The sequence below is a fragment of the Desulforamulus putei DSM 12395 genome (assembly GCF_900129195.1).
GTDB classification, from domain to species: Bacteria; Bacillota; Desulfotomaculia; order Desulfotomaculales; family Desulfotomaculaceae; genus Desulfotomaculum; species Desulfotomaculum putei.
This window is the reverse complement of the sequence record NZ_FQUY01000012.1, coordinates 19578-46439: the sequence shown is the minus strand read 5'-3', so window position 1 is coordinate 46439 and position 26862 is coordinate 19578. Positions and strand designations below refer to the sequence as shown.

Here is a 26862-nt window from a genome sequence, read left to right as displayed (position 1 = left end):
AAGGAATACCCTTAAGCCTCATGTACCGCCGCGTAAACCTCTCTTTTGGAAATTCCCCTCAGCCGGGCCACCTGTTTGATGGCTTCTTTCTTTTCAACTCCCTGTGCCACTAGGGCTGCCACGTGTTCTGTTAAAGAAAGGTCTGCCCATTTTTCCTGCTGCCGGGCTGCTGCTTCTTCTTGAGGCAGCCCCCCCACGATTAAGGTGATCTCCCCTTTGGGGCGGTTTTCGTTGTAATATTCCACCAGTTCCGAGAGGGTGCCCCGTTTAAATTCTTCATGGAGTTTGGTCAGTTCCCGGGCCACCGTGCAGGGCCGGTCGCCCCATTCCGCCAGCATGTCCCTCAAGGTATCCGCCAGCCGGTGGGGGGATTCGTAAAACACCATGGTCCGTTGTTCCCACCGCAGGGCCTGGAGTTGCTTGCGCCGGGTTTTACGCTGGTTGGAAAGGAACCCTTCAAAAACAAATTTATGGGTGGGCAGCCCGGAAGCCACCAGGGCCGCGATAGCGGCGGAGGGGCCGGGAACGGGAATCACTTCAATGCCATGCTGCAGGGCCTGGCGTACCAGATCAGCGCCCGGGTCCGAAATCCCCGGCATGCCGGCATCCGAAACCAGGGCGATGTTTTCCCCCTGCAGCAAGCGGTGGATCAGGTGTTCTTCTTTACTCTCGCTGCTGTGGGAGTGGTAGCTGACCAAGGGCGTGTGAATTTCGTAATGGCTTAACAGCTTTCTGGTGTGGCGGGTATCCTCTGCTGCGATACAATCTGCTTCTTTCAGGACCCGTAACGCCCGGAGGGTGATATCTTCCAAATTGCCAATGGGGGTGGCGCAGAGATACAGGACACCTGGGGCCTTACGCTCCATCACACTGTTCTCCTCTATTCATCAGGGCATAACAGAAGATGCATTCTCCCTCTCGCCCCTTGCCAAAATACAGGTTACAGATGTGAAATCCTTTGTCGTATAAATTCCATAAATTCCTTGCGCCGGGCTTATTCTGAATGTCGCCTCCCCCGCCGTCTTCCAAATAAAGGCCCGCCACTTCCCGCCTCAGCCGGGCGTTTTCGTCTTCCAATTCTTTCACTTCTTGCTTCAGTCGATCCACTTCGTCACAAATTTGACGCAGGGCCTGTTCCAAACGATTAATCCTGCCGGGCAGGGCAGCCACAGTTGCATTCACCTCGGCCTTTCTTGATTTTTAATTCATTTAAAGGATATTCCCGGACAGCTTTGCTCTCCTGCAATTCTACACTAACGGTCTTGCGGAAGATATTGATGGCAACGATTTTTCCTTCTCCTTCCGGTGCCAGTACGTGGGTACCGACCTCGGGGTATCCTGCCTTGGCCTCTTCGTAAACATCGTTTTCATATTTGAGACAGCACATCAGCCGCCCGCAAATACCGGAAATTTTGGTGGGGTTTAAGGATAAATTCTGTTCCTTGGCCATCCGGATGGAAACCGGCGCAAAATCCGCCAGCCAGGAAGCACAGCACAATTCCCGGCCACAGCAACCCAGACCGCCTACCATCTTGGCCTCATCCCGCACCCCAATCTGGCGAAGTTCAATACGGGTTCGGAAGACCGCCGCCAAGTCCTTGACCAGTTCCCGGAAGTCTATCCTGCCGTCAGCGGTAAAATAGAAGATGATCTTGTTGCCGTCAAAGGTTTGCTCCACACCGATCAGCTTCATGGGCAGTTGATGGGCGGCAATTTTCTCCAGGGCCACCTGAAATGCTTTCTTTTCCTTTTCCCGGTTGGCTTCCACCTGCCGGTCATCTTCCCCGGCGGCCTTGCGCAGTACCTGCTTTAAGGGCGCCACCACCTCTTCATCGGGCACTTCCCGGGGGGCCACCACCACTTCTCCGTATTCAATACCCCGGGTGGTTTCCACCACCACGTGATCACCCTTGTCCAAAGGAATGTCTGCGGGGTCAAAATAATATACCTTGCCCGCTTTTTTAAAGCGAACCCCAACTACTTTTACTGCCATTCCAGTTTCCTCCATGGGAGTGTATTTTCAACATGAGAACCTCCAAGGTCATTCGTGTATTGGCATTAGCCAGAATTCTCTCCCGGGCCAGTTTTATTTCTTCAAGTATTTCCGTAAGAACAGAGGGATCATACCGGTTTGACTGTTCCACAATTTTCTCCGGCTTATCCTGGTTTATTAAAATCTCTTTTTTGCCTGTGTACTGATAGACCAGTAAATCACGAAACCATAATAACATGATCTCCAAATACTCTGCCGCTTCATTTCTGTCGCCGGAAAGCTGTTCCGCCAATTCCAGGGCCCGGATTTTATTCGTTTGAGGTAACCACTGCGCCAACTCCAAGGCCTTGGCCCGTAAGGGCCATTGGTCATCGCCCTTAGCCAGCCGAACCGCCCTGCCCAAACTCCCCCCTGCCAAAGGGGCCAGTTTAGTTGCATCTTCTTTGTTCATGGCACAAAGGCTGACCAACCCTGCCGCCACTTCCCGGTTGCTCAAGGGCCGAAACTGGAACTGCTGACAACGGGACAAAATGGTGGGCAACAGGGCATAGGGCTGGTCGCTTAACAAAATAAAGACCGTTTGACCGGCGGGCTCTTCCAATGTTTTTAAAAAACAATTGGCTGCTTCCTGGGTCATGGCTTCCGCCCGTTCCACCACGAAGACCTGCCGACCGGCCTGGTAGGGCTTATATTGCACCTGACTTTGCATCTCCCTGACCTGTTCAATTTTGATGGTGGTCCCGGTGGGCTCCAAGCGATGCAAGTCGGGATGGTTTCCTCCTTCTATCTGCCGGCAGGAACGGCAGCAGCCGCAGGCATCGCCCTCACTGGGTTGATCGCATAACAGCGCTCCGGCATAGGCCTGCGCCACTGTTTGTTTGCCAACCCCCGGCGGCCCCATAAAGAGGTAGGCATGGGCCACCCGGTTTCTCTGCAGGGAATTTCTCAGGGTCCGGATCACTTCCTGATGCCCGATAATATTATTTAATTTATACACAGATTAAACCACCCACCACTCCGCAAATGACGGTATGGAGCTCCTCTATGGACCGCCGGGCGTCCAGCACCAGATAAGCCTCCGGGTTCCGTCGGGCTAACGCCAGGTACCCGTTGCGGACCCTTTGATAAAACTCCAGGGATTCATTTTCCAGCCTGTCCGCCGGCCGGTCCTTTCTGGACCGAACCAAACCCTCCCGAGGAGGTATATCCAACAGGATGGTCAGGTTGGGCCACAGACCTCCCGTGGCTAATTCATTAATGCTCGCCAAAAAACCGGTATCCATCCCTCTGCCATAACCCTGGTAGGCCAGGCTGGAGTCAATGTAGCGGTCGCACAGCACCACCCTGCCCTGTTCCAACCGGGGCCGGATCACCTGAGCCACCAACTGGGCCCGGGCCGCGGCATAAAGCAACGCCTCGGTGCGTCCCTGCATTTCGGAAAAGTTTGGATCCAGCAGCAGTTCCCGGATTTTCTCCCCCACCGGAGTGCCTCCCGGTTCCCGGGTGGTATAAGTGGGGATTTGTTTTTGAATTAAATATTTATTTAACAGGTTGAGCTGGGTGGTTTTTCCCGACCCATCCACGCCTTCGAATACGATGAATATGCTGCCCACCTCCAATGGTTTTTGCTGAAGGCCAATGGCCAACGGCCCGCTTTTAAAGGGCTGTATCCTCTACACCAGTACCCTCAACTTCCGCAATTTTCCATCCCCGGGTCCCTGCACATGCAGGCCCCGCTGCCTGACTTCCAGGAGATAGTCCAGGACCGGTTGTTCTATGACTTCCCCAGGGCAAATGACCGGGATGCCGGGCGGGTACACGGCAACGGTTTCCCCACAGATCATGCCCAGGGAATTCTCCAGCGATACATATTGACCGGGTTTTTGCCAGGCTTCCCGGGGGGCTAATGCCACCACCGGGGGGGGTAACCTTGGGGGCTCCGGCAAGTGCAGGGGGGCCCCTGCCTCGGTGACCACCAGCTCCTCAATGGCCCGAAACAGCCGCCGGCAGTCCTCCTCATTGGCGCCCAGGGAGATCACTGCCACCACACCGGCGGCATCGGCCATTTCCACATGGACATGGTATCTGTGGTGGAGGAGTTCGGCTGTTCTATAACCGGTGAGACCCGAAGGGAGCAACGATATGGTTAAACGGGTGGGGTCCAGAAAAGCGGCGCCGGCCGCCCCCAGGCGCTCCCGGCTTAAAACCCTTACCCCTTGCATTTTAGACAGCTTGTCCCTGCACCAGCCGGCCAGCCGGAGGGATTTATCCAGCAGTTCCCTCCCCTTCAGGGCCAGCTGCCGGCGAGCCACATCCAGGGACACCATCAGGAGATAAGAGGGGCTGGTGCTCTGAAGCATACGCAGGGCTTCCGCCACCCGCCCGTGGTCAACCCGTTTTCCTTTTAAATGAAGCATGGAGGACTGGGTGAGGGACCCGCCGGTTTTATGGGTGCTTTGCACCACCGCATCTGCTCCACAGCTCAGGGCGTCCGGCGGCAGCTCCGGGTGAAATCGCAGGTGGGCCCCGTGAGCTTCGTCTACCAGCAGGGGTACCCCGGCCCCGTGGCAAACAGCGGACAAAGAAGCGATATCCCCTGCCACGCCGTAGTAGGTAGGATTTACGGCCAGCACGGCTTTAACGTCGCGGTTTTCACTCAATAATTTTTTAATTTGTAAAACATCCGGGCCGGCTAAACAGGCAAAATCATCGAGAACCGCCGGTTGGTAATAAACGGGTATTGCCCCGGATAATATCAACCCGGAGACCACAGAACGGTGCGCGTTTCGGGGAACGATAATTTTATCTCCCGGGCCGCAACAGGCCAGTATTAAAGCCATCAGCCCACAACTGGTGCCGTTTACCAGAAAAAAACTTTTGTCGGCTCCGTAGGCCCCGGCTGCCAGTTCCATCGCTTCGGCAATGGCCCCCTGCGGGTTGTGTAAATCATCCAGACCGGGGATTTCCGTTAAATCCATTCGGAACATACCCGGGCCTGCCAATTGTAAAAATTCAGGCGGAATGGCTTCCCCGCTCCTGTGACCGGGAATATGAAACTGCGCCCCCGGCGCGGTCAAATGTTTTACCAGGGCCTCCCAGAGAGGGGCTCGCTGCTGTGTCATCTTAACAACCTCTGAAAATATCTTAACAATTTATTTTATCATATACACTTTTTAACTGCTAATTTAGTTTCTGATTTCTTTGGAATAACTTAAGCCTTATAGCTCAAATCCGTAAGGGAAAGCTAACTTTGAAGACTTGTTTAAGAAATGGCCTTTGGCCATTGGCCACTGGCTTTTTTAAAAATAAACCCCAAAAGCTAACGGCCAACAGCTAATGGCTAAAGGCCTGACCCCAAAGAAATGCAGCATAAGCAGAAAGGAGCACCATGATGCGGCAAGCGAAGTCCCCGCAGATTGATGAAAAGGCTTTATCAAAAAAATACAGGACCAGTGTTTCCAGGCTGATAAAATTGTGGAAAGAGGGCAGAAGCGATGTGGAAGTGGCCACCCAAACCGGCGTTGATTTAATGACATTGCGCCAGATAAAATCGGACATTGAACTGGCCCACCGCAGGTTGCGGTTGGAAAAAAAGAAAGAGGCCCTTGCAAAAACTCAGGCCTCCTTGCAGCGCCAAATTTTCTTAAGACCGCTTATATAAGTGTCATAATCCGGGTCATCCCAGGCCAGGTCGGTGATTTTTTGCTCACAAACAGAACAAATACCCTTGCCCAGAATGATAATGCCTGCGTTTTTTTCATGCAGGACTGACCGACATAATATGCACTCTGGCATTTCTTTCACAATCACCGAACCCCCCTCGCCCCCGCTGCTTCTATTTTCGTCAAAAAACGTTAGTTTAAAACTTCGTTATTTTAATTTATGCTCCTGCAAAGGTTTTGGTGCTGGCAAACCTTCTCTTTAATACCGGTTGTAAAACCGGTATATTAATTTGGGCCAACCGCTCTTTTCCTCTGCAACAGGTTTAAATATCTCCGTTGAATATTTTTTCCAATCATGGTTTTAACAAGCAACAAAGTAGTTTTTTGCTATTATTGTACATCTTTTTTGTCAAAGATATAAATACTAATCACAGACGGCAAAAAAGTGGTGACTTAAATGTTGGAACCCTGGCGCATTTCACACTGGCAGGCCACGGCTATGGTCATGATTGTCTATGCCACATCCATTTTGTTTGTATCGGGAATTGTGGCCAAAGGAGCCGGCATGAGTTCCTGGATGTCACTGTTCATTGCTCTGGCCTTTGGTTTGCTGGTTGCGGTACTTTCCAGTTCCCTGGGGTTAAAGGTATCCCGATAAAACAGTTAGATTTTTCCCAGTACACCTTTCCGGCTTCCATCACCTTTGTTAATTTGGGATTAACTTTGTTCTTATATTCAGTATCTTTGTTCAGACATGGCAAGGAACTCCCCCAAGGAGGGCGGACAAATTGAGTATCCTGAGTAATTTTATAAAATTGTTTTTCAGACACGCCGAAAAAAAAGAGATGCCCTATAGACAACAAGAACTGAACCTGAACCAGGTCTATACCAGGCAGGAACTTATGGAACTTCCCGTGGACCGCTCCCTTGCCCGGAACCTGGAGCATATTATCAACATCCTGGGTCATAACGTTGACTTTGTCAAGAGGGATTTTGTACTGGGGCTGGAGGAACCGATTAAGGCAGCCATTTGTTATATGGACGGCCTGATTAATTCCGAGATCCTGGGCTCTGATATCATGAGACCCCTCCTGGAGGCAAATGCCAGAGAAAAGTCCGGCCAAAAGTTACTGAAATTATTAACGCAGGGAGGTCTTATTGCCAAGGCAGAGATTCAAAAGGGAGAAAATTTTCAAACCATCGTCTCCCATGTACTGGTGGGAGAAGTTGTTTTATTCATAGACGGCTTTGCCCGGGCTTTCATCATTAGCTGCAAGGGATACAATGGTCGGGGGATTCCGGAACCTATCCAGGAAAACGCCATCCGCGGTCCCAGGGAAGCCTTTGTTGAACTGCTTTCTGTCAATATCAGTTTGATTCGGAAGAGGTTGGTAACACCCAATTTGGTGGTGGAAAACTATCAGATCGGAAGAATAAGCGCCACCAACGTGTCCGTCCTTTACCTGAAGGGTTTGGTCTCCGAGGACCTGGTGGCCGAAGTGAGGCAAAGGCTGAACCGTATTGACATTGACGCGGTGCTGGAAAGCGGTTACCTTGAGCACTTCCTCAAGGACAGCCCGTACTCGCCCTTCCCCCTGGTGATTGCCACCGAACGCCCGGACAAGGTGGCAGCGGATTTGCTTGAGGGCAGGGTCGCCATATTGACGGACAACACCCCCTTTGCACTGGTAGTCCCGGGACAGTTTTTTTCGCTGATACAAAGTTCCGAGGACTATTACACAGAATTTTACTTTGCCACCTTTGTCAGGTGGATCAGGCTTTTTTCCTTCTTTTTAGCGTTAACCTTACCGTCTCTGTATATTGCCGTGACAAATTTTCACCAGGAGATGATCCCCACCACCCTGTTTATCAGTATTGCAGCCAACCGCCAGGGCGTGCCCTTCCCGGCCGTTATTGAGGCCTTGATTATGGAAATTCTCTTTGAGGCCCTGCGGGAAGCCAGTATCCGTTTGCCCACCACCCTGGCCCAGACCATCAGCATTGTGGGCGCTCTGGTCATCGGCCAGGCAGCGGTGCAGGCCAATATCGTCTCCCCGGCCATGATTATTGTGGTGGCTACAACCGGCATTGCCACCTTTACCATACCACAGTACAACCTGGGTCAGTCTGTCCGTTTGCTGCGTTTTCCCTTAATGCTGGCTTCGGCTTTCCTGGGATTATTTGGATTAATGACGGGGCTGCTGGCCATACTGCTGCACCTGTGTTCGCTGAGAAGCTTCGGCGTACCCTACTTAAGCCCCCTGTCACCCTTTAATTGGCAGTCTTTTAAAGACACCCTCATCGTGGCGCCCCACTGGACCAGAAGGAACCGGCCCGCTGAAATGGTGCAGAGAAATGTAAACCGTATGAGCAAAAACCTGAAGCCCGGTCCAAACAAAGGTTAGAAAGGAACAGCCATGGCGGTTCGACTTCTCCGTATCGCGATTCTCTTGTTTTTATTATCTACACTGACCGGCTGTTGGGACTTGCGGGAGGCTGAAAAAACGGCCATCGTGGTAGGCTTTGGCATTGACCGGAAAGAGGACGGCGCCATAGAACTGGTTGTCCAAACGGTTCGCCCTCAGCCTACCGGAGCAGTGGGGGACGGCGCCGGAAATGATAAGCCGCCCTACCACAACTGGTACTCCACCGGCGAGACCGTGTTTGATGCGGTGAGAAACCTGGCGCTCCAATCGCCCAACCAGTTCTTCTGGTCCCATAACCAGGTGATTTTAATCTCCGAAAAGTTAGCCAGACAAGGTGTACTGGATGTTATGGACTTTCTGGAAAGGGATCCTGAATTTAAGCAAAGCAACTGGGTCCTGATTGCCAGGGATGAACAAATCAAAGATATTTTAGAGGCCGGCGAAACGGGCCAGCAGCCCCCCGCCAGAGCTCTGGCCGATATAATTGATCTGCGGGAGCGTACTTCCAAATACGCGGTTTTAAACCTGGGGGACTTTTTTCAGATGCTGGACAGTCCTGACCAGGAACCCTTTACAGCCGGTGTAACCTTCTTCGAAGGCATTATGAAACCCAAGGAAGAAGCGGTGAAAACGGTGGAAAAAGCAAAAAAAACTTTTGAATTGCGGGTCACCGATACCGCTGTTTTCAGGGAAGACCGCATGGTGGGCTGGCTGAATCCCACCGAGAGCAGGGGCCTTTTGTGGGTGAGAGGCGAAGTCCAGCAGGGGTTGCTTGTTACTGACTATGAGAAGAAGAAAGTGGTTTTTGAAATTCTTAAGAGTTCCGCTAAAATTGAACCCCGGGTGATGGACGGCAGGCTGATCATAAAACTTGATGTGAAAACAGAATGTAACCTAGCCGAGGCCAGCCCCGGTATTTTCAAGATTGATGCAGATGTTAGAAAGCAACTGGAACAGGTGATCGCCAAAAAAATTCAGGAGGAAATGATGGCGGGCGTCACCCGCTGTCAGGAGCTTAATTCCGACGTGCTGGGTTTTGCCGGAGCAGTCCACAGAACTTTTCCGGAAGCCTGGAACAAAGAGCTGTCCAAGCAGTGGCCGGACATTTTTCCTGACTTGGAGGTACAGATTGCAGTAAAACCTAAGCTTAAAGGCCTTGGACTGATAACCACCTCTATCAATCCCAGAAAGAACCAAAAATAGGAGGTCGTATATTTGGTCACAAAGTTTCTTCTTATTACCCTTGCCTACGCCATTATTATTATTCTAGAGGTACCCCGCCTTGTGGCACAAAAACGATGGAAGGACCTCGGGGCCTTTTGGCTGCTGCTGGCGCCGGCCATGATCTATGGTTACGGGATGGTGTTTGACCTTAAACTACCCAATCCCACTGATTTTTTGGAGGCCGTCTTCAAACCCGCTGCCATGAAAATGGAGAGTTTCTTTGGTACTGCCAAATAAGTTTTATAAAGGAAGATTATCTTGGGAAAGGCGTACATTTCTGACAGGCAATTTTTCTTCTTAATGCTTGGTTTTGTTGTGGGTACGGCATTATTTCTGGTGCCGTCCGCCGTCATAGAGATGGCCGGGCAGGATGCGTGGCTGGCGCCCTTCATTGCCATGCTGCCCGGCATCATACTGCTGTCTTTGCTGTTGTCATTACACAAAATGTACCCGGGAAACTCCATCGTCCAATATAGCGAAAGGATCCTGGGCTTGCCGGGAAAAGCGGTGGGCCTGCTGATCATCTGGTTTGCCTTTCACCTGGGAGCGCTGGTGCTGCGCAATATTGTTAACTTTATTGACGTCATTTTTTTGGTGGATACTCCCGCCGCCGTTCTGTACGTTACAATAACAGCTCTGTCTGCCTTTGCTGTGCGGCTGGGGATAGAGGTCATGGCCCGGGCCCTTGGCATTGCTCTTATATTTATCCTTGTTTTCTTTACGATCATCCAGGCCACCGCCATGCTTTTTGCCCAATATGATAACCTGACCCCGGTACTGGAACACGGCATCATGCCTGTGGCAAGGTCCGTCATCGGGATCACTTCTTTTCCGGCGGGAGAAATCGTGGTCTTCGGCATGGTCCTTTATCATGTAAAAGAATCCCGAGGCGTTGCCTGGTATCCTCTGGCTGGTCTGGTAGCGGGGCTGTTCATGCTGTTCTTGTCCATTGAACGTTCCATCACTGTCCTGAGCCCCGCTGTGGCAGCCCGTGCCGTCTATACCCCTTTGGTTACCATTAACTCCATTCCGGGGGGGCAAATCCTGGTCACCTTGATGGCCATCATATGGTACTTTTTTTCAATCATTAAATTTATGATTTGTTATTACGCCTTTGTGCAGGGAGCGTCCCACTGGGCCGGGGTTTCCGACTTCCGCCCCCTGGTGCTGCCGGCCGGCGCCTTGATGGCGGTTTTTAGTATATATGTTTATGAGAGCGCCATCGATGAATTGTTTTTCGCCAAATCCATCTGGCCGGTCTACGCCATCCCCCTGGAGTATGGGATTCCTCTTTTGTTATGGATAGGAGCTTTATTGAGAAAGACCCTGGCGCCCGGCAAAAACAAAACAAAAAGCTGAAGGCTGACGGCCGACGGCTGCCGGCTGTAGCAAAACTCTCACAGTGAAAGAAGCGCTCCCATCAAGGGAAGCGCTTCTTTCCTTTCTGCTATACCTTATGCTTACGCTTCTTTCGCTGCTTTCTTCTTATCCACCCGGATGGCGGTATCGGGGCAGACCATCTGGCAGATGCCGCAGGCGATGCACTCGTCGTTGGCCTCTACCGAGGGGGTACCGTATACGCCAAGCACCTTGGACCAGGAGATGCACTTTTTGGGGCACTTTTGAATGCACAGTCCACAGCCCTTGCACAGACCGGGGAAAAGAGTCCAATCACCTTTGGTGAGTTCCAGGGTACGACCTTTGAATTCCATGATTTCCCCCCCCTATTTCATCAATTCAATGCCGCGGTCAATGGCCTTGAAGTTCAGTTCACGCAGCTGAGGATTTTGCTCAAACTTATAACCCAGTTTCTTTTCAATGGCTGCCTTGGCGGCATCCACAGGAATCACACCGGTGGCTCCGATGACGGCGCCCATAATTAAGATGTTAAACACCCGGGGGTGCAGTTCGTTCTTGGAGATTTCCAGGGCGGGAATGGCCAACACCTTTTTGGCCTCGCCTTCCTTGGGTAAATCGTCTTCCACGCCTTCGATGCTGGCGTCGTAGACGTAGACGGTGTTCTCATCCACATACTGCTTGCAGCGGCGTACAGCACGGTCGCTCAGGGCCACCAGGATGTCTGCCTTATCAAACTTGGGTGCGCCGATGGGTTGATCGGCAATCTGCAGGTAGGCAATGGACACGCCGCCCCGCTGTTCCACGCCGAAGTTGGGGATATAGAGCGCCTCGCGGCCCTCTGCGTTGGCTGCATCGGCGATAATTTCCGCTACCGATTGAACACCCTGGCCACCTTCGCCGGCCAAGCAGATTTTTACAGCTTTAGCCATTCTGCTGAGCCTCCTTTTTTGCCTCGAAGGGATTTTTCTTTTCCCCTACTTTGTAATACTGAGGCATTTCTTTTTCGACAAAGGCCCAGGTCTTCTCGGCATTGGTTCGCCAGTTGGTGGGGCAAGCAGCCAGCGCTTCCACAAAGGAGAAACCTTTGCCTTCCATTTGGGTTTGCAGAGCCTTTTTAATATAGCTCTTCAGTTGTTTTAAGTTGGCAGTGGTGCCGCGGGCCACATAGGCGCCATCGCCGGTGATGGCAGCAATCATTTCCGGACCCTGGGTGGGCATACCGGTTGCTTCGGGGTCACGTCCGTAGGGAGCGGTTTCAACCTTTTGTCCGGGCATGGTACAGGGGGACATTTGACCGCCGGTCATGGCATAAACGGTGTTGTTAGCCAGAATGACGGTAACTTTTTCGTTACGGGCAGCGGCGTTGACGATACCGCCTACACCGATGGCATAACCGCCGCCGTCGCCCATATAGGCAATGCAGATAAGATCTGGGTTGGCACGCTTGATACCGGTCATGACCGGGGTGGTGCGACCGTGGTGGGTTTGTACGCTGTCACAGTTGAAGAAATCCCAGGACAGCAGGGAACAGCCGATGTCACAGCCAAAAACAACTCTATCCTGAATACCCAGTTCATCGATGGCCTCGCCCAAGCACTTCAGCACCAGACCGTGGCCGCAACCGGGGCAGAATTTATGGGGTTTGCTTTCTACACGCCAGCTTTTGGGCATGGCAGGTTGTGGAGACACAGACATGTTGGAACCTCCCTCCTTATTTAGAAGAAAATTTTCTAAAGCGCCTCTTTAACTTTAGCCACAATTTGCTCAGTGGTGATACCTACACCGGGGCGGAACATGGGTACAATCTCCGCAGAAGCGCCGTAAATGGCGTCTTTTATCAGTCTGGCCAGCTGGCCTTGAGCAGATTCCGCAATTAACAGTTTCTTGGCCTTGTTGGCCACGGCCTTGAGCTGCTCAGCCGGGAAGGGACGGAGGGTAATGGGACGGAAATAACCTACCTTCAGCCCTTCTGCTCTTAATTCTTTAACGGCATCACGGACACCACGGAACACAACGCCATGGGCGACGATTACAAGATCAGCGTCCTCTACAGCTTCCTGGGCGTATTCCACCACTTCCGGAGCCATTTTCTCATAGTCGGCAAAGTGCTTCTGTAATACTTCAAACAATTCTTCTTCGGTGTTGTAGGTATTGCGGTAATGTCCGGGATCACGGTCTACACCGGGGGTGCCGGGCTTACCGACATATTTCTCGGTGGGCACCATTTCGATGCCTCTTTCAGCAGGATCATACAGGGTTACAGATTCACGCATTTTGGCCTGGTAACCGTCACCCAGTACGAAGGTGGGGAAACGATATTTCCAGGCAGTGTTAAATGCTTTGATGGTATAGTCAAAGAGTTCCTGGTGGTTGCTGGGGGAGTAAACGATGCGCAGTCCTTCGCCGTTACCGCCCATGGTGGTCAGGGTAACTTCTTGCTGGGAGTAGATAACGGTAGCGGTGGACGGGCCGCCACGCTGCTGAACGATGGTAACGGTAGGAAGTCTCATCATTTCAGCCATGGACATGGGTTCCTGCATCAGGGTGTTGCCGGGGCCGGCAGTGGCTGTGAAGGCTCTGAGGCCGGCTAAAACGCCACCCACTGTGGTAAAGCCGGCAGACAGTTCGTCTTCGGTTTGCAGGAATTTACGGCCATACTTGGGGATTTGACGGGTCCAGTAGTGCATGATTTCGTTCTGAGGGGTAATGGGATAGCCATACATGATGTCAGCGCCTGCTGCCAGGGCTGCCCAGGCAACTACCTCGTTACCAGTCATGAACGCCCGCTTTTCTCCGGTAATGGGTTTTTCGGACATGAGAGATACCACACCTCCTGAATTAATAAAGATCCTTAAGGGACTTTGGAAGCTTGTGAAATTTTTAGTATGATGGTCTGGTTGTCCTACCAGAATGTGCGCGGCATGTATCGAACCAGGGGACGTACGGTATTACCCATACAATCTTGCGGACCGATTTGTTTCGTCACTTTCTGGTCTGCGGTGGTGGCCACCACGGGGATTCCCAGAATGTTGGAAACTTCGCTGACAACCCGGGCACCCTCTTGCACAATGTCCGGTGTTGTTTCATCACCCAAATGGGTGTTGTTGATCAGCCCGTGAACAGGGCCCAGTTCCTTTATGTAGTCCAAAATCTCTTCTACAGTGGATGTCATGGGCCTTTTCGCATTGATGACTGCCAAGACCTGTAATTCCGGGGTTTCCTCGACACCTTCCAACAGGTTCAGGGTTTTGGCTCCTTCCACACCGTACCCGATATCGAGAATCACATCCCCCTCACGGTATAATGCCCACCTGCATTCCGGTTTAATAATATTACCCGCCTCACCTAACCCGACGGTATCCCGGGTTTCCCAGGCAAGCACCGTCATGCCGGTTTCTTCCAATTCTTTTTTAATGGGTCGCAGTGTATAACAGGGCTCTACAATGTCCAGGTCTACCAGATTTACCTTTCTGCCAGCCCTGGCCAGTTCCAAGGCCCGGTTTACCGCCACTTCGCTTTTGCCGCTGGCATATTCGCCAACGTAGGCTTCAACAATTCTTTTCGAGATGGTAAACCACCTCCAGTCCTTTTGTGGCTTTAGTTTGCCCATTTCAGAAAATTCCTAAAAGGTCTATAAATAGCAAGAACCGGGATATTAAGACACACCCCGAGTTCCTTTACTCAGTATAAGCTGAAATTTTTATTAAGTCAACAATTTGTTAACCAATTTAACAGGCCCTTCCAACCGTTAAAGTCATTTTTTTGACATTTCGTTAAAAGGTTGCCTGCGCCTCCCGAACGGCTAAATAAAAGGATTTTGCCTTTGGCGAAAAGCAAATTTGAGCGCCCCAACAGGTAAATTGGCGCCCCCAACGGCTTAAAATTCTAATTCTAAGAATGTTAAATCTTTTTCAATTAGTGAGGAAAATAGGATCTTGCAGGGTTACAGGAGGATATAATTGGCCAGCACCAGCAGCACCACCCCCGGGACCTGCAGTATGCCCGCAGTAAGAAGGGTAAAGGGGTTGATGGCAATATGAATCCCCAACCCGCCGCAGATGACGTTGACCAGGACCAGCAAAATTCCTCCCACCACCAGGGACAAGCCCAATTTGCCGATCAATACCAGCGGACGGGCAAAGATTGTCCCAAACAGATACAGGCCGAACAGGCCCAGCAAGCTAAGTATGATTGTTTTCCATTCCATAATAAGACCTCCTCGTACATGGTGGTATTTTTCTGGCGTAGCTTCTTTGTCTGGGCTTACGGGTACTATTACTGGGTCTTGTCTGGGCTTATGAGCAATTCTTTGGGGTCTTGTCTACAATACATTAGACCCAAGAGGAATTCTTATTAGCCTAGCCTTGACCCCAAAGAAGTGCTTCCTGGCCCAGACAAGACCCCAAAGGAATACCCATTAGACCAGACCAGACTCCATAGAAAAGCCCCCTAGGCTAAATATAGGGGGCTTGGACAAACTTTATGACAGGTATCCATAATTCCTGAAAATATTTTCTAGCCAAATTCCCCGCGGCCCTCCAGGGCTTTGTTCAGCGTCATGGCATCGGCATATTCCAGATCCGAACCCACGGGAATGCCGTGAGCAATGCGGGTGACCTTAATGCCCAGGGGTTTTAACAGCCGGGCCAGATAAAGGGCGGTGGTCTCTCCCTCCACATCGGAATTGGCCGCCAGGATCACCTCTTCCACCTCGTTGTTTTGGAGACGGCTCAGTAATTCTTTAATGGTCAAGTCGTCCGGCCCGATGCCTTCCATGGGAGAAATGGCGCCGTGCAGCACATGGTATAAGCCCCGGTATCCCCGGGCCTTTTCCATGGCAATCACATCCCGGGGTTCTTCCACCACACACAGCAGCCTGGTGTTCCGGGCCGGATCCCGGCAAATGGCACAGGGATCTTCATCGGTCAGGTTGCAGCACCGGGAACAGCGCCTGATAGACTGCCGGACCTCCACCAGCGCCCGGGCCAGGCTCTGGGCCAACTCCGGCGGGGAGTTCAGGATATGAAAGGCCAGCCTCTGGGCCGTCTTCGGCCCAATGCCCGGCAATTTGGCAAACTCATCCACCAGCCGGGCCACCGGTCCGGAGAAGTAAAGCATGGGGTGTCCTCCTAGCTCAGTTATATCTAAAACACATTTGCTTATCTTTCTTAATCGGGCTGCTGTCTAAACCCGGCCCTTGGCCTTTAGCCATTGGCCATTGGCAAAAAAAGAGAAGCCAATGGCCAATGGCCAGATGATAAAATATTGCCTTCAGCCTTTTATTTTTAGCCGATGGCTGATGGCTGAAGGCCCGACCCCAGGGGAATACCCTCTAGCCTAGAATAATCCGGGAATATTCAGCCCGCCTGTGAGTTTGCTCATTTCTTTGGCCACCATTTCCTGGGACTGACGCAGGGCATCATTGACAGCGGCCAGCAGCAGGTCTTGTAACATTTCCACGTCGTCCGGGTCGACGGCTTCGGGTTTGATGGTAATGCTGACAATTTCCTGTCTGCCGCTGGCCACCACTTTCACAACACCGCCGCCGGCCGTGGCTTCCACCGTGCGGTTGCCCAGTTCCTCCTGCATTTTAGCCATTTCCTGCTGCATCTTTTGCACTTGCTTCATCATTTTGTTCATATTTCCACCCATCATAGCGCAACGTTCCTCCTTTTATGTTCATCCCCGGGTTGTTTCGTCGGGGTCCTTTTCCAAAACCACGATGTCCTTGCCGAAAATACGGACAGCCTCGGTATAGATGGGGTCCTCCTCAGGCCTGGGGACCGGCCCGGCCGCCGGCTTTTTGGCGTGCACACAGCGCACCTCCCATTGCCCGCCAAGGTGCTTGCCCAGCAGCCATTCCATATACTTCCGGTATTCCGGTTTGTCGGCCGTCTTCAGGTCAAACTCCTCTTCAAAATAAAGGGTTAAAATATGGTCCCGCACTTCCATGGCCGGCCGGTTATTGCTTAACAATGACCAGAGGGGCATTTTTTTGCCTTCTTTGATGGCCATCAGCAGGGCCGGCCAGGCCTTACGCACCTGTTCTGCACTGACGTTGCCGCCCTCCGGAACAGCCTTGCCTTCAGCGGGGGGTGGCACCTGCCGGGGCTTTTCCAAAACCCCGGGGGCCTTTGGTTTCTCTGCGGCGGCTTGTTCAGGGACGGCCGGTTTTGTTTCCCGGCACGGCGCGGGCGGGGCTCCCTGCGGGGTCAGCGCCGCCGGTCCCTGTTCCATTCGCCGCTCCAGTTCCGCCACCCGCCTGGCCAAGCCTTCCCACGACCCGGCAATCTCCGGGCGGGAAGCCTTCACCAGGGCCAGTTCCAAAACCAGGGTCGGCTGGGAGCTCCACTTCATCTCCTGTTCTGCCTGGACAAGGACTTGCAGGAGGTTAAACAGTGTTTCGTTCCCTATCTGCAGGCCGGTGTTTCGTCCCTCAATACCTTCCACCAGCAGTCCCCTTAAATAGGAAGTCATTTCCCGGGTAAACAGCCGCAGGTCTTTCCCCCGGTCGGCTATTTCGGCAACCAGCTGCAGGGCCTCCCCGGTTTTTCCCTCCGCCAGGCAGCGGGTCATGGCCGCCAGAATGTCCTGCTGCACGGTGCCCAGAATACTGTGAATATCCTCCGCGGTAACCGTTTTTTCCGCGAAGGCGGCGCCCTGATCCAGGATACTCAGGGCATCCCGCAGACCCCCTTCAGCAGCCCTGGCAATGAGCTGCAGGGCATCTTCCTCCGCCTGGATGCCCGCCCCTGCCGCCACTTCCTTTAACCGGACCACCATCTCCTCAGGTTTGATCCGGCGAAAATCAAAGCGCTGGCAGCGGGAAAGGATGGTCAACGGGACCTTGTGGGCCTCGGTGGTGGCCAGTACAAAGACCACGTGGGCCGGCGGTTCCTCCAGGGTCTTTAACAGGGCGTTAAAGGCCTGGTCGGTAAGCATGTGAACTTCATCTATAATATATACTTTTCTGCTGCCTGCAGAAGGCGCAAATTTCACTTTTTCTCTTAAATCCCGTATTTCATCAATACCCCGGTTGGAGGCTGCGTCAATTTCCACCACGTCCAGGGAATTGCCCTCGTTCACCGCGGTGCAATGGGCACACCGGTTGCAGGGCTCCCCGCCGTCCGGGTCCAGGCAGTTTAATGCTTTGGCCAGCACCTTGGCAGTTGTGGTTTTCCCCGTACCCCTGGGGCCGCAGAACAGGTAAGCATGGGCCACTTTTTCCTGCAGCAGGGCGTTTTGCAGTGTCCGGGTAACGTGCTGCTGCCCTACAATATCTTTGAAATTTTGGGGTCGCCAGGTCCGGTATAATGCTTTATACGCCAAAACAAAACCACCTCATAGATATTCTTCCATATTGTTTCGCCCTTTAATACGCTTTTCCTTTTCGGGATGCCATTTCCAATTTAAAAAACAGGAAATCATGGAACACTGACGAAAATGGTATTTCTATATTTACTGCTGCCAGAGACCACCCTGTGAAAGGAGACTGAACCGTTGCCGGAAAATCCCACCGTTGCCGTATCCCGTTGCGCCGACTATGACCAGCAGCAAGTAGCTGCCTCGCTGGACAGGCTTCTACAACATTTCGGAGGTATGCAAAGTTTCATCCGCCCCGGACAAATTGTGGCCGTTAAACCCAATCTGATTGCCAAAAAAAAGCCCGAGGAAGCTGCCACCACCCATCCCTCGGTGGTGGAGGCGGTGGTAACGCTGGTGCAAAAGGCCGGGGGCAAGCCCTTTATTGTTGACTCGCCGGGAGGTCCCAGCAGCAAAGGGCTGCTCAATGCCGTTTACCGGGCCACCGGCATGGCGGCGGTGGCCGAGCGCACAGGCTGCGGGCTCAGCCTTGATACCACGGAAATGACGCTGGCCCACCCCGGGGGAAAAGCGGTGAAGCAGCTCACCGTCCTCAAGGCGCTGGCCGAGGCGGACGTGATCATTGGCCTGCCAAAATTAAAAACCCACTGCATGACCCGGTACACCGGCGCCGTTAAATTAATGTACGGCGCTATTCCCGGACTGAAAAAGGCCCAGTACCACTTTAACATGCAGCGGTTGGAACAATTCAGCAACCTTTTAATTGACATCAATACGCTGCTGCCCACCTCCCTCACCGTCATGGATGCTGTGGTGGGTATGGAGGGGGACGGCCCCACCGCCGGTTCCCCCAGGGAAGTGGGCCTGCTGCTGGCATCGCCAAGCCCCTATGCCCTGGACGTTGTCTGTGCCAACTTAATTGGCATCAACCCGACAGGTCTCCCTTTTATCCGCCTGTCCATGGAAAGGGGACTTTGCCCGGAACCTTCCGGCATCCACTTAACCGGCGACCCCCTTCCCGAAATAACACCGCCCTTCCGGCTGCCGGCCCACCGGCAGGTGGATTTTGATATTCCCGGTCCTTTCAAGGGCTTGATCAGTAAACTGCAGCCCAGGCCCGTGTTCAGCCCGGAGTTGTGCATCGGCTGCGGGGAATGCCACCGCTGCTGCCCGGCCAATGCCATTGAGATGGCGGAGGGCCTGCCCCGGGTGAAGCTGAATTCCTGTATTCGCTGTTTCTGCTGCCAGGAACTGTGCCCCCACCGGGCCGTCAGCGTGTACCAGAGCTGGCTGGGAAAAAGACTTCTACGCTAAGGAGTATTCCTATGGGGTCAGGCCATTGGCTGTTGGCCATTAGCCCTTTTCAGCCAATGGCCAATGGCCAATGGCCAGTAAAAGCACAAAACCCCAGGACTTCCTGAGGGTTTTGTCATTCATCTCCCATCTGCGGACTTTACTTCTCTATCTCACCGTTCCAACAAAGCAACTGTCGCCCGCAAACTCCCTGACAATGGAGTTTAACGGCACGTCATCCAGCTTTAAGGGGGCAAAATAACTGAGGAAGTTCAACAATCTCCGGGCCTCGGCGTATTCCGGATACTCCTGCGTAATTTCCTTGAGATGCGGTTCTACAATGGGCTTTAACACGGCCAGTTCATAGGGCAAAGCAGAGTTAAACATGACATCGGCGCTTTCCTGGAAGGGGAAGATATTTTTCTCCTCTCCCCGGCACACAGACGGCCACATGGCAAGGGTTTCTCTGGCCGAACGACCCCGGCAGCGCTGGTCCCGGGCAATCCGCCGCAACAGTCTTACATCGGTGGTGGGGATGCGGTTCTGGTTATCCAGATTAATTTGCGTCAGGGCACTGACATAGATTTTAAACTTCCTACCTTTGGGAATGGAACTGGTTAGTTGATCGTTCAGGGCATGTATTCCCTCCACCACCAGCAGGTCAGCCGAGCCCAGTTTTAATCTTTCGCCATGATATTCCCGCTTGCCGGTCTTGAAGTTAAAATAAGGAAGTTTAATTTCTTCGCCCTGGATCAATTTGATCAGGTGGTCGTTAAATAAGGGGATATCAATGGCCCTGATGCTCTCAAAATCATAGTTGCCGTTTTCATCACGGGGGGTATGTTCTCTGTCCACAAAGTAATCGTCCAGGGAAATGGCCACCGGGCGGATGCCGTTTACCTGCAACTGGATGGACAGCCTCTGGGCAAAGGACGTCTTACCGGAGGAAGAGGGACCCGCAATTAAAACAATTCTGATCCGGTCAATGTTCTCGGCAATCTCGTCGGCGATATAGGCAATTTTCTTTTCATGGAAGGCCTCGGAAACCCGGATTAAATTGGCAGCATCCCCTTTTGTTATCACATCATTCAGAGACACTACGTTGTTCACTTTTAAAATATTGGCCCATTTTTTGGCCTCAAAATGAATATTGGCCAGTTTCCCCTGCTCCACATAGGGGGGGATTTCCAGCGGGCTTTCCGCCTTGGGCAGCTCCAGGATAAAGCCGGGCAGGTAAAAACGCAGGCGGAATTTCTTTAAATACCCCGTGCCGGGAACCATGGGGCCGTGGCAAAAGTCGTAAAATCCGCCGCAGGAATAGAGTTCCACTTCCTCACCGGGCACGTATTTTAATAATTGAATCTTGTCAGTTTGCCCCACTTCGGTAAACAACCTCTCTGCATCTTCCTTGTTCAGGACGGTGTGCAGAAACGGTTCATCGGCCTCGATAATATAACGCATCTGCCGCTCGATTCTGGCAATATCCCGGTCCCTCAGGGGCCGGTCGTAATGAATTTCTCCATACAGCCCGTTGCCTAGGGTATGCTGGATCACCGCATTGCTGCCGGGCAGCACTTCGGCAATGGCCCTCATTAACACCATGGTTACGCTGCGATGGTAAACCCGCATACCTTCCGGTGACGCCAAATCCACAAATTTAACTTGGCACGGCGCCTCCAATTGTGTCCTCAGGTCCTTGAGTATGTTGTTTATGCTGGCGGCAACCACAGGAATCTCCTGTTGCTGCCTGTGCATCTGCAAAAGCTCCAACACCGGTGTACCCTGGGCAACCTCGTAGGTGTGTTCTCCGTCTACCTGAACCTTGATTACGTTTTCCATTTGTACACCTCCCAAACAATTAGTTAACCAAGTAAAAATATTATATCGAGATTTGGTAAATAAGGCTACTGTTTCGGGAATTTTGTGTTATTTCGTAACCATTTCAAGGCCATTATTCATAAAATGGTAGAAAAAAGAAGGTGTTGCCCGATGAATACATCTTACCCGAGAACCCCCTACCCCGGCTACCCCTATACAACCTACAAGTATTATCCAACCTACATGTACGTTCCTGTTTATGCCTATCCCCAGTCCCTGCAGTTGATCGTACAGTCCGTAAGCAACGAAAGGGAAGATGAATTGTTCTACAATTATTTAGTCAGCATCGCTCCTCCTGACCAAAAAGAAATTGTTGCTTCCATTCGAGATGACGAAATGAAACACAACAAGATGCTCAGGCAAATCTATTGGGAGCTAACCGGGCAGGATATTCCCCAGGCGCCTGAGACGACCTTTCAACCACCCAAAAATTTTTGTGAAGGCATAAAAACAGCCCTTTTTGGGGAACTGGCTGCGGTGGAAAGATATCGCAAAATATTATTCGGGTTGGAATTTTTACCTTACAGGAACATGATCACCGAGATTTATACGGATGAGTTAAAGCACGGTTCCAAATACAATTATTTATTTACGTTGAACTGTCGATAACATCTATGCAGCCGGGCGCAGGCCCGCTGCTTTTTTGTACCCAAAAATTAAAAACTGCCTGCGTGAAACACAGACAGTTCATCATTATCACCAGTAAAATTAAGAGACCGTGCACCCACCGTCGAGAAATGGCTTCCGAGCGAACCAACGCAGGTTGCTCAGACCAGGCTACCTCGCGGCACCCGCAGGGATTCCCTTAGTGCTGCTTCCGTCAGGACCTGACACGGTTCGAGAGCCTACGCTGCGCAAGACCCGGTCGTCAACGCCCCTTACGCTGACCAGTCCTCACAAGCCAACCCCTATGGCAGGAATTCAACCCAGCTACAGCGGATTGCTGGTACAGGGCACCGCTACCTCCCCGTCTAGCACGGCCATAGACTAACATTTTTGATGGCGGAGAGGGCGGGATTCGAACCCGCGAATGAGTTGCCCCATTACATGATTTCCAGTCATGCGCCTTCGACCAGACTCGGCCACCTCTCCAAAGGTACATTAAGTTTTTGCCAACAGGCTACATGTTAGATTATATTAATTTCTCTCAGGCAAGTCAAGAACCAATTATAGACAAGCCGAATAAAAAACAAAAACCACCTCAACGAGGTGGCAGCATTTACTGAAGGGTAATGGTGATCATTGAATCCCTGCACTGTTCTTCGATTTGCTGAATCAGTTTAATTTGCTGGCTAACGGCGGCATTTATTTTCGCCAGCCGGTCTTCCAGTGCCGGGTCCTCTTTTTCTGCCAGCTGGTTGGCCAGGTCGGTCTGCTGGGCCTGCAGCTGCTCCAGGGCATTTACAGCCTGTTTATGTTGGCTGCTCAGGTCTCTTTCCGAGGGCATGTCTGTAACCACTTCCCCAAGGGCCTTTATCTGGCTTTCTACCATCCTGGAGTGACCGGCCGGCACTTTAATGCCAACCATACCGGCTCCATTGCTCTCGGTATAGGGCACCACGATGGAACCGCCAACCTTCTGGCTGATGGCAGCAATGGACTTCAGGGCCGTACCGGCATCCTGGACATCCAGTTTTAAGACCACCGTGCGTGCAATCATCCCCTCACTGGGCTGAGAATGGTAGCTCTCGGAAACAAACTTCCTTTCAGGCTGACCGGCCGCCCCGGGAGCAGCCGCTTTGTCTGTCGGTTTGGTTGCCTTGCTTCCCTGGGCCGAAGCCGGAGTTTTTTCGCCCTCCACGCCGGTCTGTTTGCCTTCTGCAGGCTTACCCTGGTTCTCTGCCGGGTACTCTTGTCTGTGCCCGCCGGTTAACGGCTCAATGGTAGCCATTTCCTGGGTGGCGGGTTGAACGGGAATCAATTGACGACCTTCCTTTTCCCACAGGGCGGTCAGCCCCAGGGTCATGGCCACAACGGCTGCCACAGCAGCGGTACGGTACCACCCTTTGCGGGTGACCCCGTTTACACGCTCAAACCAGTCTGTGCGCCGGGGCGCCTGTGCCGGTAAAGTCAATGTATCAATCTTTTCCATTAACCCAGCCCGGAAACCGGCTGGTGGAGCTATTTCCGGAAGTTCCTGCAGCAGGGACAGACATGACCGTAGTTCTTCCCATTCAGCTCTGCATGAGGGACAACAGGCCAGATGGTCTTGAACTGCTGCATGTTCGGCAGGATCAAGGACTCCGTCCAGGTACGGTGACAGCATCTCTAATGCTTCCTGGCATTGCACGGAACATCCCCCCTTCTATTCGGTAGACGTGCTTGGTAACATAATTGTTCCAGCTTTTAGATACTTTTCCAATACAGGCTTTTTCACTTTCTATGCAAATGGAAATAAACAGAGTTCATCGACATAGACAGTCTGTCTCATTTCTATTTTAGGTCACCGGAGGGCAAACCGAAAGTTGTAATATTCGAATGTTTTGGCAGATCCTGAGAGGGACAAAAAACTGTTGCCAAACTCCGCATCCCCGTTTATAATTCTATCCGTAAACATAATAAGCAGTTACATGACCGGCGGAAAATTGTGGAGCACCACAGGGGATTGTAACTGTACGAACGCCGACCGCCTGGGCAATCATCACAATGCTTTTGCCATTGTGTGATGGCCCGGGCGGTTATTTATTTTTCAACAGGGAGTGTGGGAACATGATGAGACAGGAGTGGGCCGGCTTTAAGGGGCAAAGGTGGCAGCAGGAGGTGGATGTGCGGGATTTTATACAAAACAACTACACGCCCTATACCGGCGGAGCTGAATTCCTTTGCCGGGAAACCGAAAAAACAAAGAAACTATGGCAAAAGTGCCTCCGCCTTTTTAAAGAAGAACGGGCAAAGGGCGGCGTGCTGAGCATCGATACCTCCCGCGCAACCAGCATGACGGCCTTTGGCCCCGGCTATGTGGATAAATCATTGGAAATGATTGTAGGCTTGCAAACCGAAAAACCCCTGGAGCGTTCGGTCAATCCCTTCGGCGGCCTGCGGATGGCCAGGCAGGCCTGCCAAGCCTACGGTTATACCCTGGACGGGCAGCTAGAAGCATTTTTTGTTAAGTATAAAAAGACCCACAATGACGGTGTTTTTGATGCCTATACCAGGGAAATGCGCCTGGCCAGAAGTCTCGGTATTATTACCGGGCTGCCGGACGCCTACGGCAGGGGCAGAATCATCGGCGATTACCGGAGAGTAGCCCTGTATGGCGCAGACAGGCTGATATTGGAAAAAGAGCAGGATCTGGACCGGTTGTCCTCCCTGGCCATGACCCCGGAAACCATTCAACTGAGAGAAGAAATCCGGGAACAAATTAAATCTTTGCAGGAATTAAAAGAAATGGCCCTTTCCTACGGCTTTGACATCGGCCGCCCGGCCGCCAATGCCCGGGAGGCCTTTCAGTGGCTGTATTTTGCCTACCTGGGAGCTATCAAAGAACAAAACGGCGCCGCCATGTCCCTGGGGCGGGTCAGCACCTTTCTGGATATTTACATTACAAGGGATATGCAGGCCGGAACGCTGACGGAAACAGAAGCCCAGGAACTGGTTGATCAGTTGGTGATCAAACTACGTTTAGCCCGGCAGCTCAGAACACCGGAATATGATCAATTGTTTGCCGGCGACCCCCTGTGGATTACTGAAGCCATCGGCGGCATGGGGTTGGACGGCAGAACGCTGGTAACAAAAAACTCCTATCGCTTTTTACAAACTTTAATCAACCTGGGCCCCTCCCCCGAGCCCAATTTGACGGTACTGTGGTCCGGGGATTTGCCCCGGCCCTTTAAAGACTTTTGCGCCAAAATATCGATACAGACCAGTTCCATTCAATATGAAAATGATGATTTGATGCGGGAAACCTTCGGCGACGACTACGGCATCGCCTGCTGCGTCTCTGCCATGAAAATCGGCAAACAAATGCAGTTTTTCGGGGCCAGGGCCAATTTGGCCAAACTGCTGCTGCTGGCCATCAACGGGGGAAAGGACGAGATGACCGGCCAGCAACTGGCCCCGGCCATCCCCCCGCTGGAGGATGAAATTCTGGATTATCACAAAGTAAAAAGGAATTACCTCAAGCTGCAGGACTGGTTGTGCAAACTCTATGTAAACACTATGAATGTGATCCACTATATGCATGACAAATACGCCTACGAAAGAATACAAATGGCGCTGCACGACAGCGCCGTGGAAAGGCTGATGGCCTTTGGCGCTGCCGGGCTGTCGGTGGTGGCAGATTCCTTCAGCGCCATGAAGTACGCCAGGGTGTACCCCGTTCGGAATCAGCAGGGGATTGCCGTTGATTTTAAAATCGAAGGGGAATTTCCCAAGTACGGTAACGATGACGACCGGGTGGATGAGATCGCCGTTGAGTTGGTCCGAAGCTTCCATGACAACTTGCAAAAATATGCCGCCTACCGGAATGCCCGTCATACGTTGTCTATACTGACCATTACCTCCAATGTAATGTACGGCAAGAAAACCGGCGCCACACCCGACGGTCGGCCAAAGGGCGCAGCCTTTGCTCCCGGGGCCAATCCCATGCACGGCAGGGACACCCAGGGCGCCCTAGCCAGTTTAAATTCGGTGGCCAAGTTGCCCTATGCATCCTGCCTGGACGGTATCAGCAATACTTTTTCCATTATTCCAAAGGCTCTTGGCAAGAGCCACGAGGACCGGGTCAATAATTTGGTAAGCATCCTGGACGGGTACTTTGGCCAGCGGGCCCATCACTTGAACGTCAATGTCCTGGACCGCCAAACCCTGGAAAAGGCCATGGAGGAACCGGAAAATTACCCGCAGTTAACGGTAAGGGTTTCCGGTTATGCCGTCCATTTCACCAAATTGTCCCGGGCTCACCAGCTGGAGGTGCTGCAGAGAACCTTCTTTGAACGTTTTTAGAGGGGAGGCGGGGACGAAAATGGTGTCAGGAAGAATTCATTCCATTGAAAGCTGCGGCACGGTGGACGGGCCGGGGCTGCGCTGTGTCATTTTCTTGCAGGGTTGTCCCCTGCGCTGCCGCTACTGCCACAACCCGGATACCTGGCAGACAACAGGGGGGCAGGAAGTCGAGGCCTCTGCCCTGATAAAAATGGTCCTCCGTTTCAAACCCTATTTTAACGACAGGGGCGGTGTCACCCTGTCCGGCGGGGAACCTCTTTTACAGCCGGAGTTTGCCGCTGCAATCCTGCAGGGGTGCAAAGAAGCAGGCATCCATACGGCGGTGGATACCTCCGGTTGGGTTGACCCGGCAGCCCTGGCAAGGGCGCTGCCCTATACGGATCTGCTGCTCCTGGATGTCAAGGCGGTGCAGGACGACCAGTACCGCTGGCTGACAGGCAGGCATGAGCACCGGTTCCTGGCCGCCCTGGACTATATCAAGAAAGAAAAAACCCCCATCTGGGTCCGGTACGTTGTTTTGCCGGGTATCAATGATTCGGCGCAGCATATACAAAAACTGAAGGAACTTATGAGCAGCTTGGGCAGCCAGGTGGAAAAAGTCGAGTTATTACCCTACCACCCCCTAGGCATCCATAAGTGGAACAGGTTGGGGCTCACCTATACGCTGGAACACCTGCAGCCGCCTTCCCGCAGCTCCCTGGAGGTTATGGCCCGGGCGCTGCAGCAAAACCAAACAAATATTGTGGCGTAAAAAACAGAG

At 52.4% G+C, this 26862-nt stretch carries 28 protein-coding genes, 1 tRNA gene, 1 other RNA gene and 1 riboswitch; of the genes, 10 read left to right on the top strand and 20 right to left on the bottom strand.

Annotated features, from left to right (window positions below; translation table 11 throughout):
* Window positions 1-11: 11 nt before the first annotated feature.
* The 6 genes from rsmI to BUB67_RS09140 are packed head-to-tail and all read right to left on the bottom strand — an operon-like array spanning window position 12 to window position 5115.
* Window positions 12-866, bottom strand: coding sequence for a 16S rRNA (cytidine(1402)-2'-O)-methyltransferase (rsmI, locus tag BUB67_RS09165; protein WP_073239054.1), 855 nt, complete (start codon window positions 864-866; stop codon window positions 12-14).
* A complete protein-coding gene (locus BUB67_RS09160) occupies window positions 856-1170 on the bottom strand; it encodes an initiation-control protein YabA (protein WP_073239052.1) in 315 nt (104 codons plus the stop codon). The genes rsmI and BUB67_RS09160 overlap by 11 nt, the downstream gene beginning before the upstream one ends.
* Window positions 1145-1993, bottom strand: a complete 849-nt coding sequence (locus tag BUB67_RS09155) for a PSP1 domain-containing protein (protein WP_073239049.1) — start codon at window positions 1991-1993, stop codon at window positions 1145-1147. The genes BUB67_RS09160 and BUB67_RS09155 overlap by 26 nt, the downstream gene beginning before the upstream one ends.
* A complete protein-coding gene (holB, locus tag BUB67_RS09150) occupies window positions 1962-2990 on the bottom strand; it encodes a DNA polymerase III subunit delta' (RefSeq protein WP_073239047.1) in 1029 nt (342 codons plus the stop codon). The genes BUB67_RS09155 and holB overlap by 32 nt, the downstream gene beginning before the upstream one ends.
* Complete coding sequence (gene tmk / locus BUB67_RS09145; protein WP_073239152.1) at window positions 2983-3606, bottom strand: dTMP kinase; 624 nt, start codon at window positions 3604-3606, stop codon at window positions 2983-2985. Before tmk ends, holB begins: the two co-directional genes overlap by 8 nt.
* 60 nt (window positions 3607-3666) lie before the next feature.
* Window positions 3667-5115: an aminotransferase class I/II-fold pyridoxal phosphate-dependent enzyme gene (locus tag BUB67_RS09140; protein ID WP_073239045.1), complete on the bottom strand. Its 1449-nt coding sequence runs from the start codon at window positions 5113-5115 to the stop codon at window positions 3667-3669.
* Between the two features lie 269 nt (window positions 5116-5384).
* Here BUB67_RS09140 and BUB67_RS09135 point away from each other — a divergent pair, with 269 nt between their 5' ends.
* Complete coding sequence (locus tag BUB67_RS09135) at window positions 5385-5654, top strand: hypothetical protein (RefSeq protein WP_073239043.1); 270 nt, start codon at window positions 5385-5387, stop codon at window positions 5652-5654.
* On the opposite strand, the gene BUB67_RS09130 is transcribed toward BUB67_RS09135, so the two are convergent.
* Window positions 5609-5788, bottom strand: coding sequence for a sigma factor G inhibitor Gin (locus BUB67_RS09130; RefSeq protein ID WP_238457008.1), 180 nt, complete (start codon window positions 5786-5788; stop codon window positions 5609-5611). The genes BUB67_RS09135 and BUB67_RS09130 overlap by 46 nt on opposite strands.
* Window positions 5789-6112: 324 nt before the next feature.
* On the opposite strand from BUB67_RS09130, the gene BUB67_RS09125 reads away from it, so the two are divergent.
* The 5 genes from BUB67_RS09125 (at window position 6113) to BUB67_RS09105 (ending at window position 10664) form a co-directional block, all read left to right on the top strand.
* Window positions 6113-6313 (top strand): hypothetical protein, encoded by a 201-nt coding sequence (locus BUB67_RS09125; RefSeq protein ID WP_073239041.1) that lies wholly within the window; start codon window positions 6113-6115, stop codon window positions 6311-6313.
* A gap of 130 nt (window positions 6314-6443) precedes the next feature.
* Window positions 6444-8060, top strand: a complete 1617-nt coding sequence (locus BUB67_RS09120; protein ID WP_238457004.1) for a spore germination protein — start codon at window positions 6444-6446, stop codon at window positions 8058-8060.
* 12 nt (window positions 8061-8072) lie between these two features.
* Complete coding sequence (locus BUB67_RS09115; RefSeq protein WP_073239039.1) at window positions 8073-9284, top strand: Ger(x)C family spore germination protein; 1212 nt, start codon at window positions 8073-8075, stop codon at window positions 9282-9284.
* Window positions 9285-9296: 12 nt separating this feature from the next.
* Entirely contained in the window at window positions 9297-9542 is a 246-nt protein-coding gene (locus BUB67_RS09110) for a hypothetical protein (protein WP_073239037.1), read from the top strand.
* Between the two features lie 21 nt (window positions 9543-9563).
* Entirely contained in the window at window positions 9564-10664 is a 1101-nt protein-coding gene (locus tag BUB67_RS09105; RefSeq protein ID WP_073239035.1) for a GerAB/ArcD/ProY family transporter, read from the top strand.
* Between the two features lie 101 nt (window positions 10665-10765).
* Here BUB67_RS09105 and BUB67_RS09100 read toward each other — a convergent pair whose 3' ends face one another.
* The 9 genes from BUB67_RS09100 to dnaX form a co-directional block, all read right to left on the bottom strand.
* Window positions 10766-11017 carry a 4Fe-4S dicluster domain-containing protein gene (locus BUB67_RS09100; protein WP_073239033.1) on the bottom strand — a complete coding sequence of 84 codons (252 nt, stop codon included), beginning with the start codon at window positions 11015-11017 and terminating at the stop codon, window positions 10766-10768.
* A 12-nt stretch (window positions 11018-11029) separates the two neighbouring features.
* Entirely contained in the window at window positions 11030-11593 is a 564-nt protein-coding gene (locus BUB67_RS09095; RefSeq protein ID WP_073239031.1) for a 2-oxoacid:acceptor oxidoreductase family protein, read from the bottom strand.
* Window positions 11586-12359: a thiamine pyrophosphate-dependent enzyme gene (locus BUB67_RS09090; protein WP_073239029.1), complete on the bottom strand. Its 774-nt coding sequence runs from the start codon at window positions 12357-12359 to the stop codon at window positions 11586-11588. Before BUB67_RS09090 ends, BUB67_RS09095 begins: the two co-directional genes overlap by 8 nt.
* A gap of 35 nt (window positions 12360-12394) precedes the next feature.
* Window positions 12395-13480 (bottom strand): transketolase C-terminal domain-containing protein, encoded by a 1086-nt coding sequence (locus tag BUB67_RS09085; protein WP_073239027.1) that lies wholly within the window; start codon window positions 13478-13480, stop codon window positions 12395-12397.
* Between the two features lie 86 nt (window positions 13481-13566).
* Window positions 13567-14274 carry a hypothetical protein gene (locus tag BUB67_RS09080; RefSeq protein WP_073239025.1) on the bottom strand — a complete coding sequence of 236 codons (708 nt, stop codon included), beginning with the start codon at window positions 14272-14274 and terminating at the stop codon, window positions 13567-13569.
* A gap of 333 nt (window positions 14275-14607) precedes the next feature.
* A complete protein-coding gene (locus BUB67_RS09075) occupies window positions 14608-14871 on the bottom strand; it encodes a pro-sigmaK processing inhibitor BofA family protein (protein ID WP_073239024.1) in 264 nt (87 codons plus the stop codon).
* 308 nt (window positions 14872-15179) lie between these two features.
* Entirely contained in the window at window positions 15180-15782 is a 603-nt protein-coding gene (gene recR / locus BUB67_RS09070; protein WP_073239022.1) for a recombination mediator RecR, read from the bottom strand.
* Between the two features lie 219 nt (window positions 15783-16001).
* The gene (locus BUB67_RS09065) at window positions 16002-16319 is read right to left on the bottom strand and encodes a YbaB/EbfC family nucleoid-associated protein (RefSeq protein ID WP_073239019.1); all 318 of its coding nucleotides are present in this window, start codon (window positions 16317-16319) and stop codon (window positions 16002-16004) included.
* 24 nt (window positions 16320-16343) lie between these two features.
* Window positions 16344-17993, bottom strand: a complete 1650-nt coding sequence (gene dnaX, locus BUB67_RS09060; protein ID WP_073239017.1) for a DNA polymerase III subunit gamma/tau — start codon at window positions 17991-17993, stop codon at window positions 16344-16346.
* A 171-nt stretch (window positions 17994-18164) separates the two neighbouring features.
* Here dnaX and BUB67_RS09055 point away from each other — a divergent pair, with 171 nt between their 5' ends.
* Window positions 18165-19301, top strand: a complete 1137-nt coding sequence (locus tag BUB67_RS09055) for a DUF362 domain-containing protein (RefSeq protein WP_073239015.1) — start codon at window positions 18165-18167, stop codon at window positions 19299-19301.
* A gap of 147 nt (window positions 19302-19448) precedes the next feature.
* On the opposite strand, the gene BUB67_RS09050 is transcribed toward BUB67_RS09055, so the two are convergent.
* Window positions 19449-21119: a nucleoside kinase gene (locus tag BUB67_RS09050; protein WP_073239013.1), complete on the bottom strand. Its 1671-nt coding sequence runs from the start codon at window positions 21117-21119 to the stop codon at window positions 19449-19451.
* Between the two features lie 150 nt (window positions 21120-21269).
* Between BUB67_RS09050 and BUB67_RS09045 the strand changes: the two genes are divergently transcribed.
* Window positions 21270-21767, top strand: a complete 498-nt coding sequence (locus BUB67_RS09045) for a ferritin-like domain-containing protein (RefSeq protein ID WP_073239011.1) — start codon at window positions 21270-21272, stop codon at window positions 21765-21767.
* A 107-nt stretch (window positions 21768-21874) separates the two neighbouring features.
* Here BUB67_RS09045 and ffs read toward each other — a convergent pair.
* The 3 genes from ffs to BUB67_RS09030 form a co-directional block, all read right to left on the bottom strand.
* Window positions 21875-22138, bottom strand: an RNA gene (ffs, locus tag BUB67_RS09040) — signal recognition particle sRNA large type.
* Between the two features lie 20 nt (window positions 22139-22158).
* Window positions 22159-22250 (bottom strand) — tRNA-Ser (locus BUB67_RS09035).
* Between the two features lie 127 nt (window positions 22251-22377).
* A complete protein-coding gene (locus BUB67_RS09030; RefSeq protein WP_073239009.1) occupies window positions 22378-23448 on the bottom strand; it encodes a zf-HC2 domain-containing protein in 1071 nt (356 codons plus the stop codon).
* A gap of 270 nt (window positions 23449-23718) precedes the next feature.
* A riboswitch (ZMP/ZTP riboswitch) is annotated at window positions 23719-23801 on the top strand.
* Window positions 23802-23867: 66 nt separating this feature from the next.
* On the opposite strand from BUB67_RS09030, the gene pflB reads away from it, so the two are divergent.
* Window positions 23868-26102 (top strand): formate C-acetyltransferase, encoded by a 2235-nt coding sequence (gene pflB, locus BUB67_RS09025; protein WP_073239007.1) that lies wholly within the window; start codon window positions 23868-23870, stop codon window positions 26100-26102.
* Between the two features lie 19 nt (window positions 26103-26121).
* Entirely contained in the window at window positions 26122-26853 is a 732-nt protein-coding gene (gene pflA, locus BUB67_RS09020; protein WP_073239005.1) for a pyruvate formate-lyase-activating protein, read from the top strand.
* Window positions 26854-26862: the final 9 nt, after the last annotated feature.

Bases quoted from the DNA above. Each gene is read 5' to 3' on its own strand.
- BUB67_RS09065 (WP_073239019.1), bottom strand. From the start codon at position 16,319: ATGATGGGTGGAAATATGAACAAAATGATGAAGCAAGTGCAAAAGATG.
- BUB67_RS09100 (WP_073239033.1), bottom strand. From the start codon at position 11,017: ATGGAATTCAAAGGTCGTACCCTGGAACTCACCAAAGGTGATTGGACT.
- BUB67_RS09140 (WP_073239045.1), bottom strand. From the start codon at position 5,115: ATGACACAGCAGCGAGCCCCTCTCTGGGAGGCCCTGGTAAAACATTTG.
- recR (WP_073239022.1), bottom strand. From the start codon at position 15,782: ATGCTTTACTTCTCCGGACCGGTGGCCCGGCTGGTGGATGAGTTTGCC.
- BUB67_RS09115 (WP_073239039.1), top strand. From the start codon at position 8,073: ATGGCGGTTCGACTTCTCCGTATCGCGATTCTCTTGTTTTTATTATCT.
- BUB67_RS09155 (WP_073239049.1), bottom strand. From the start codon at position 1,993: ATGGCAGTAAAAGTAGTTGGGGTTCGCTTTAAAAAAGCGGGCAAGGTA.
- pflB (WP_073239007.1), top strand. From the start codon at position 23,868: ATGATGAGACAGGAGTGGGCCGGCTTTAAGGGGCAAAGGTGGCAGCAG.
- BUB67_RS09075 (WP_073239024.1), bottom strand. From the start codon at position 14,871: ATGGAATGGAAAACAATCATACTTAGCTTGCTGGGCCTGTTCGGCCTG.
- pflA (WP_073239005.1), top strand. From the start codon at position 26,122: ATGGTGTCAGGAAGAATTCATTCCATTGAAAGCTGCGGCACGGTGGAC.
- BUB67_RS09135 (WP_073239043.1), top strand. From the start codon at position 5,385: ATGCGGCAAGCGAAGTCCCCGCAGATTGATGAAAAGGCTTTATCAAAA.
- BUB67_RS09125 (WP_073239041.1), top strand. From the start codon at position 6,113: ATGTTGGAACCCTGGCGCATTTCACACTGGCAGGCCACGGCTATGGTC.
- BUB67_RS09085 (WP_073239027.1), bottom strand. From the start codon at position 13,480: ATGTCCGAAAAACCCATTACCGGAGAAAAGCGGGCGTTCATGACTGGT.
- BUB67_RS09045 (WP_073239011.1), top strand. From the start codon at position 21,270: ATGAATACATCTTACCCGAGAACCCCCTACCCCGGCTACCCCTATACA.
- BUB67_RS09050 (WP_073239013.1), bottom strand. From the start codon at position 21,119: ATGGAAAACGTAATCAAGGTTCAGGTAGACGGAGAACACACCTACGAG.
- rsmI (WP_073239054.1), bottom strand. From the start codon at position 866: ATGGAGCGTAAGGCCCCAGGTGTCCTGTATCTCTGCGCCACCCCCATT.
- BUB67_RS09095 (WP_073239031.1), bottom strand. From the start codon at position 11,593: ATGGCTAAAGCTGTAAAAATCTGCTTGGCCGGCGAAGGTGGCCAGGGT.
- BUB67_RS09090 (WP_073239029.1), bottom strand. From the start codon at position 12,359: ATGTCTGTGTCTCCACAACCTGCCATGCCCAAAAGCTGGCGTGTAGAA.
- BUB67_RS09130 (WP_238457008.1), bottom strand. From the start codon at position 5,788: ATGCCAGAGTGCATATTATGTCGGTCAGTCCTGCATGAAAAAAACGCA.
- BUB67_RS09080 (WP_073239025.1), bottom strand. From the start codon at position 14,274: ATGGGCAAACTAAAGCCACAAAAGGACTGGAGGTGGTTTACCATCTCG.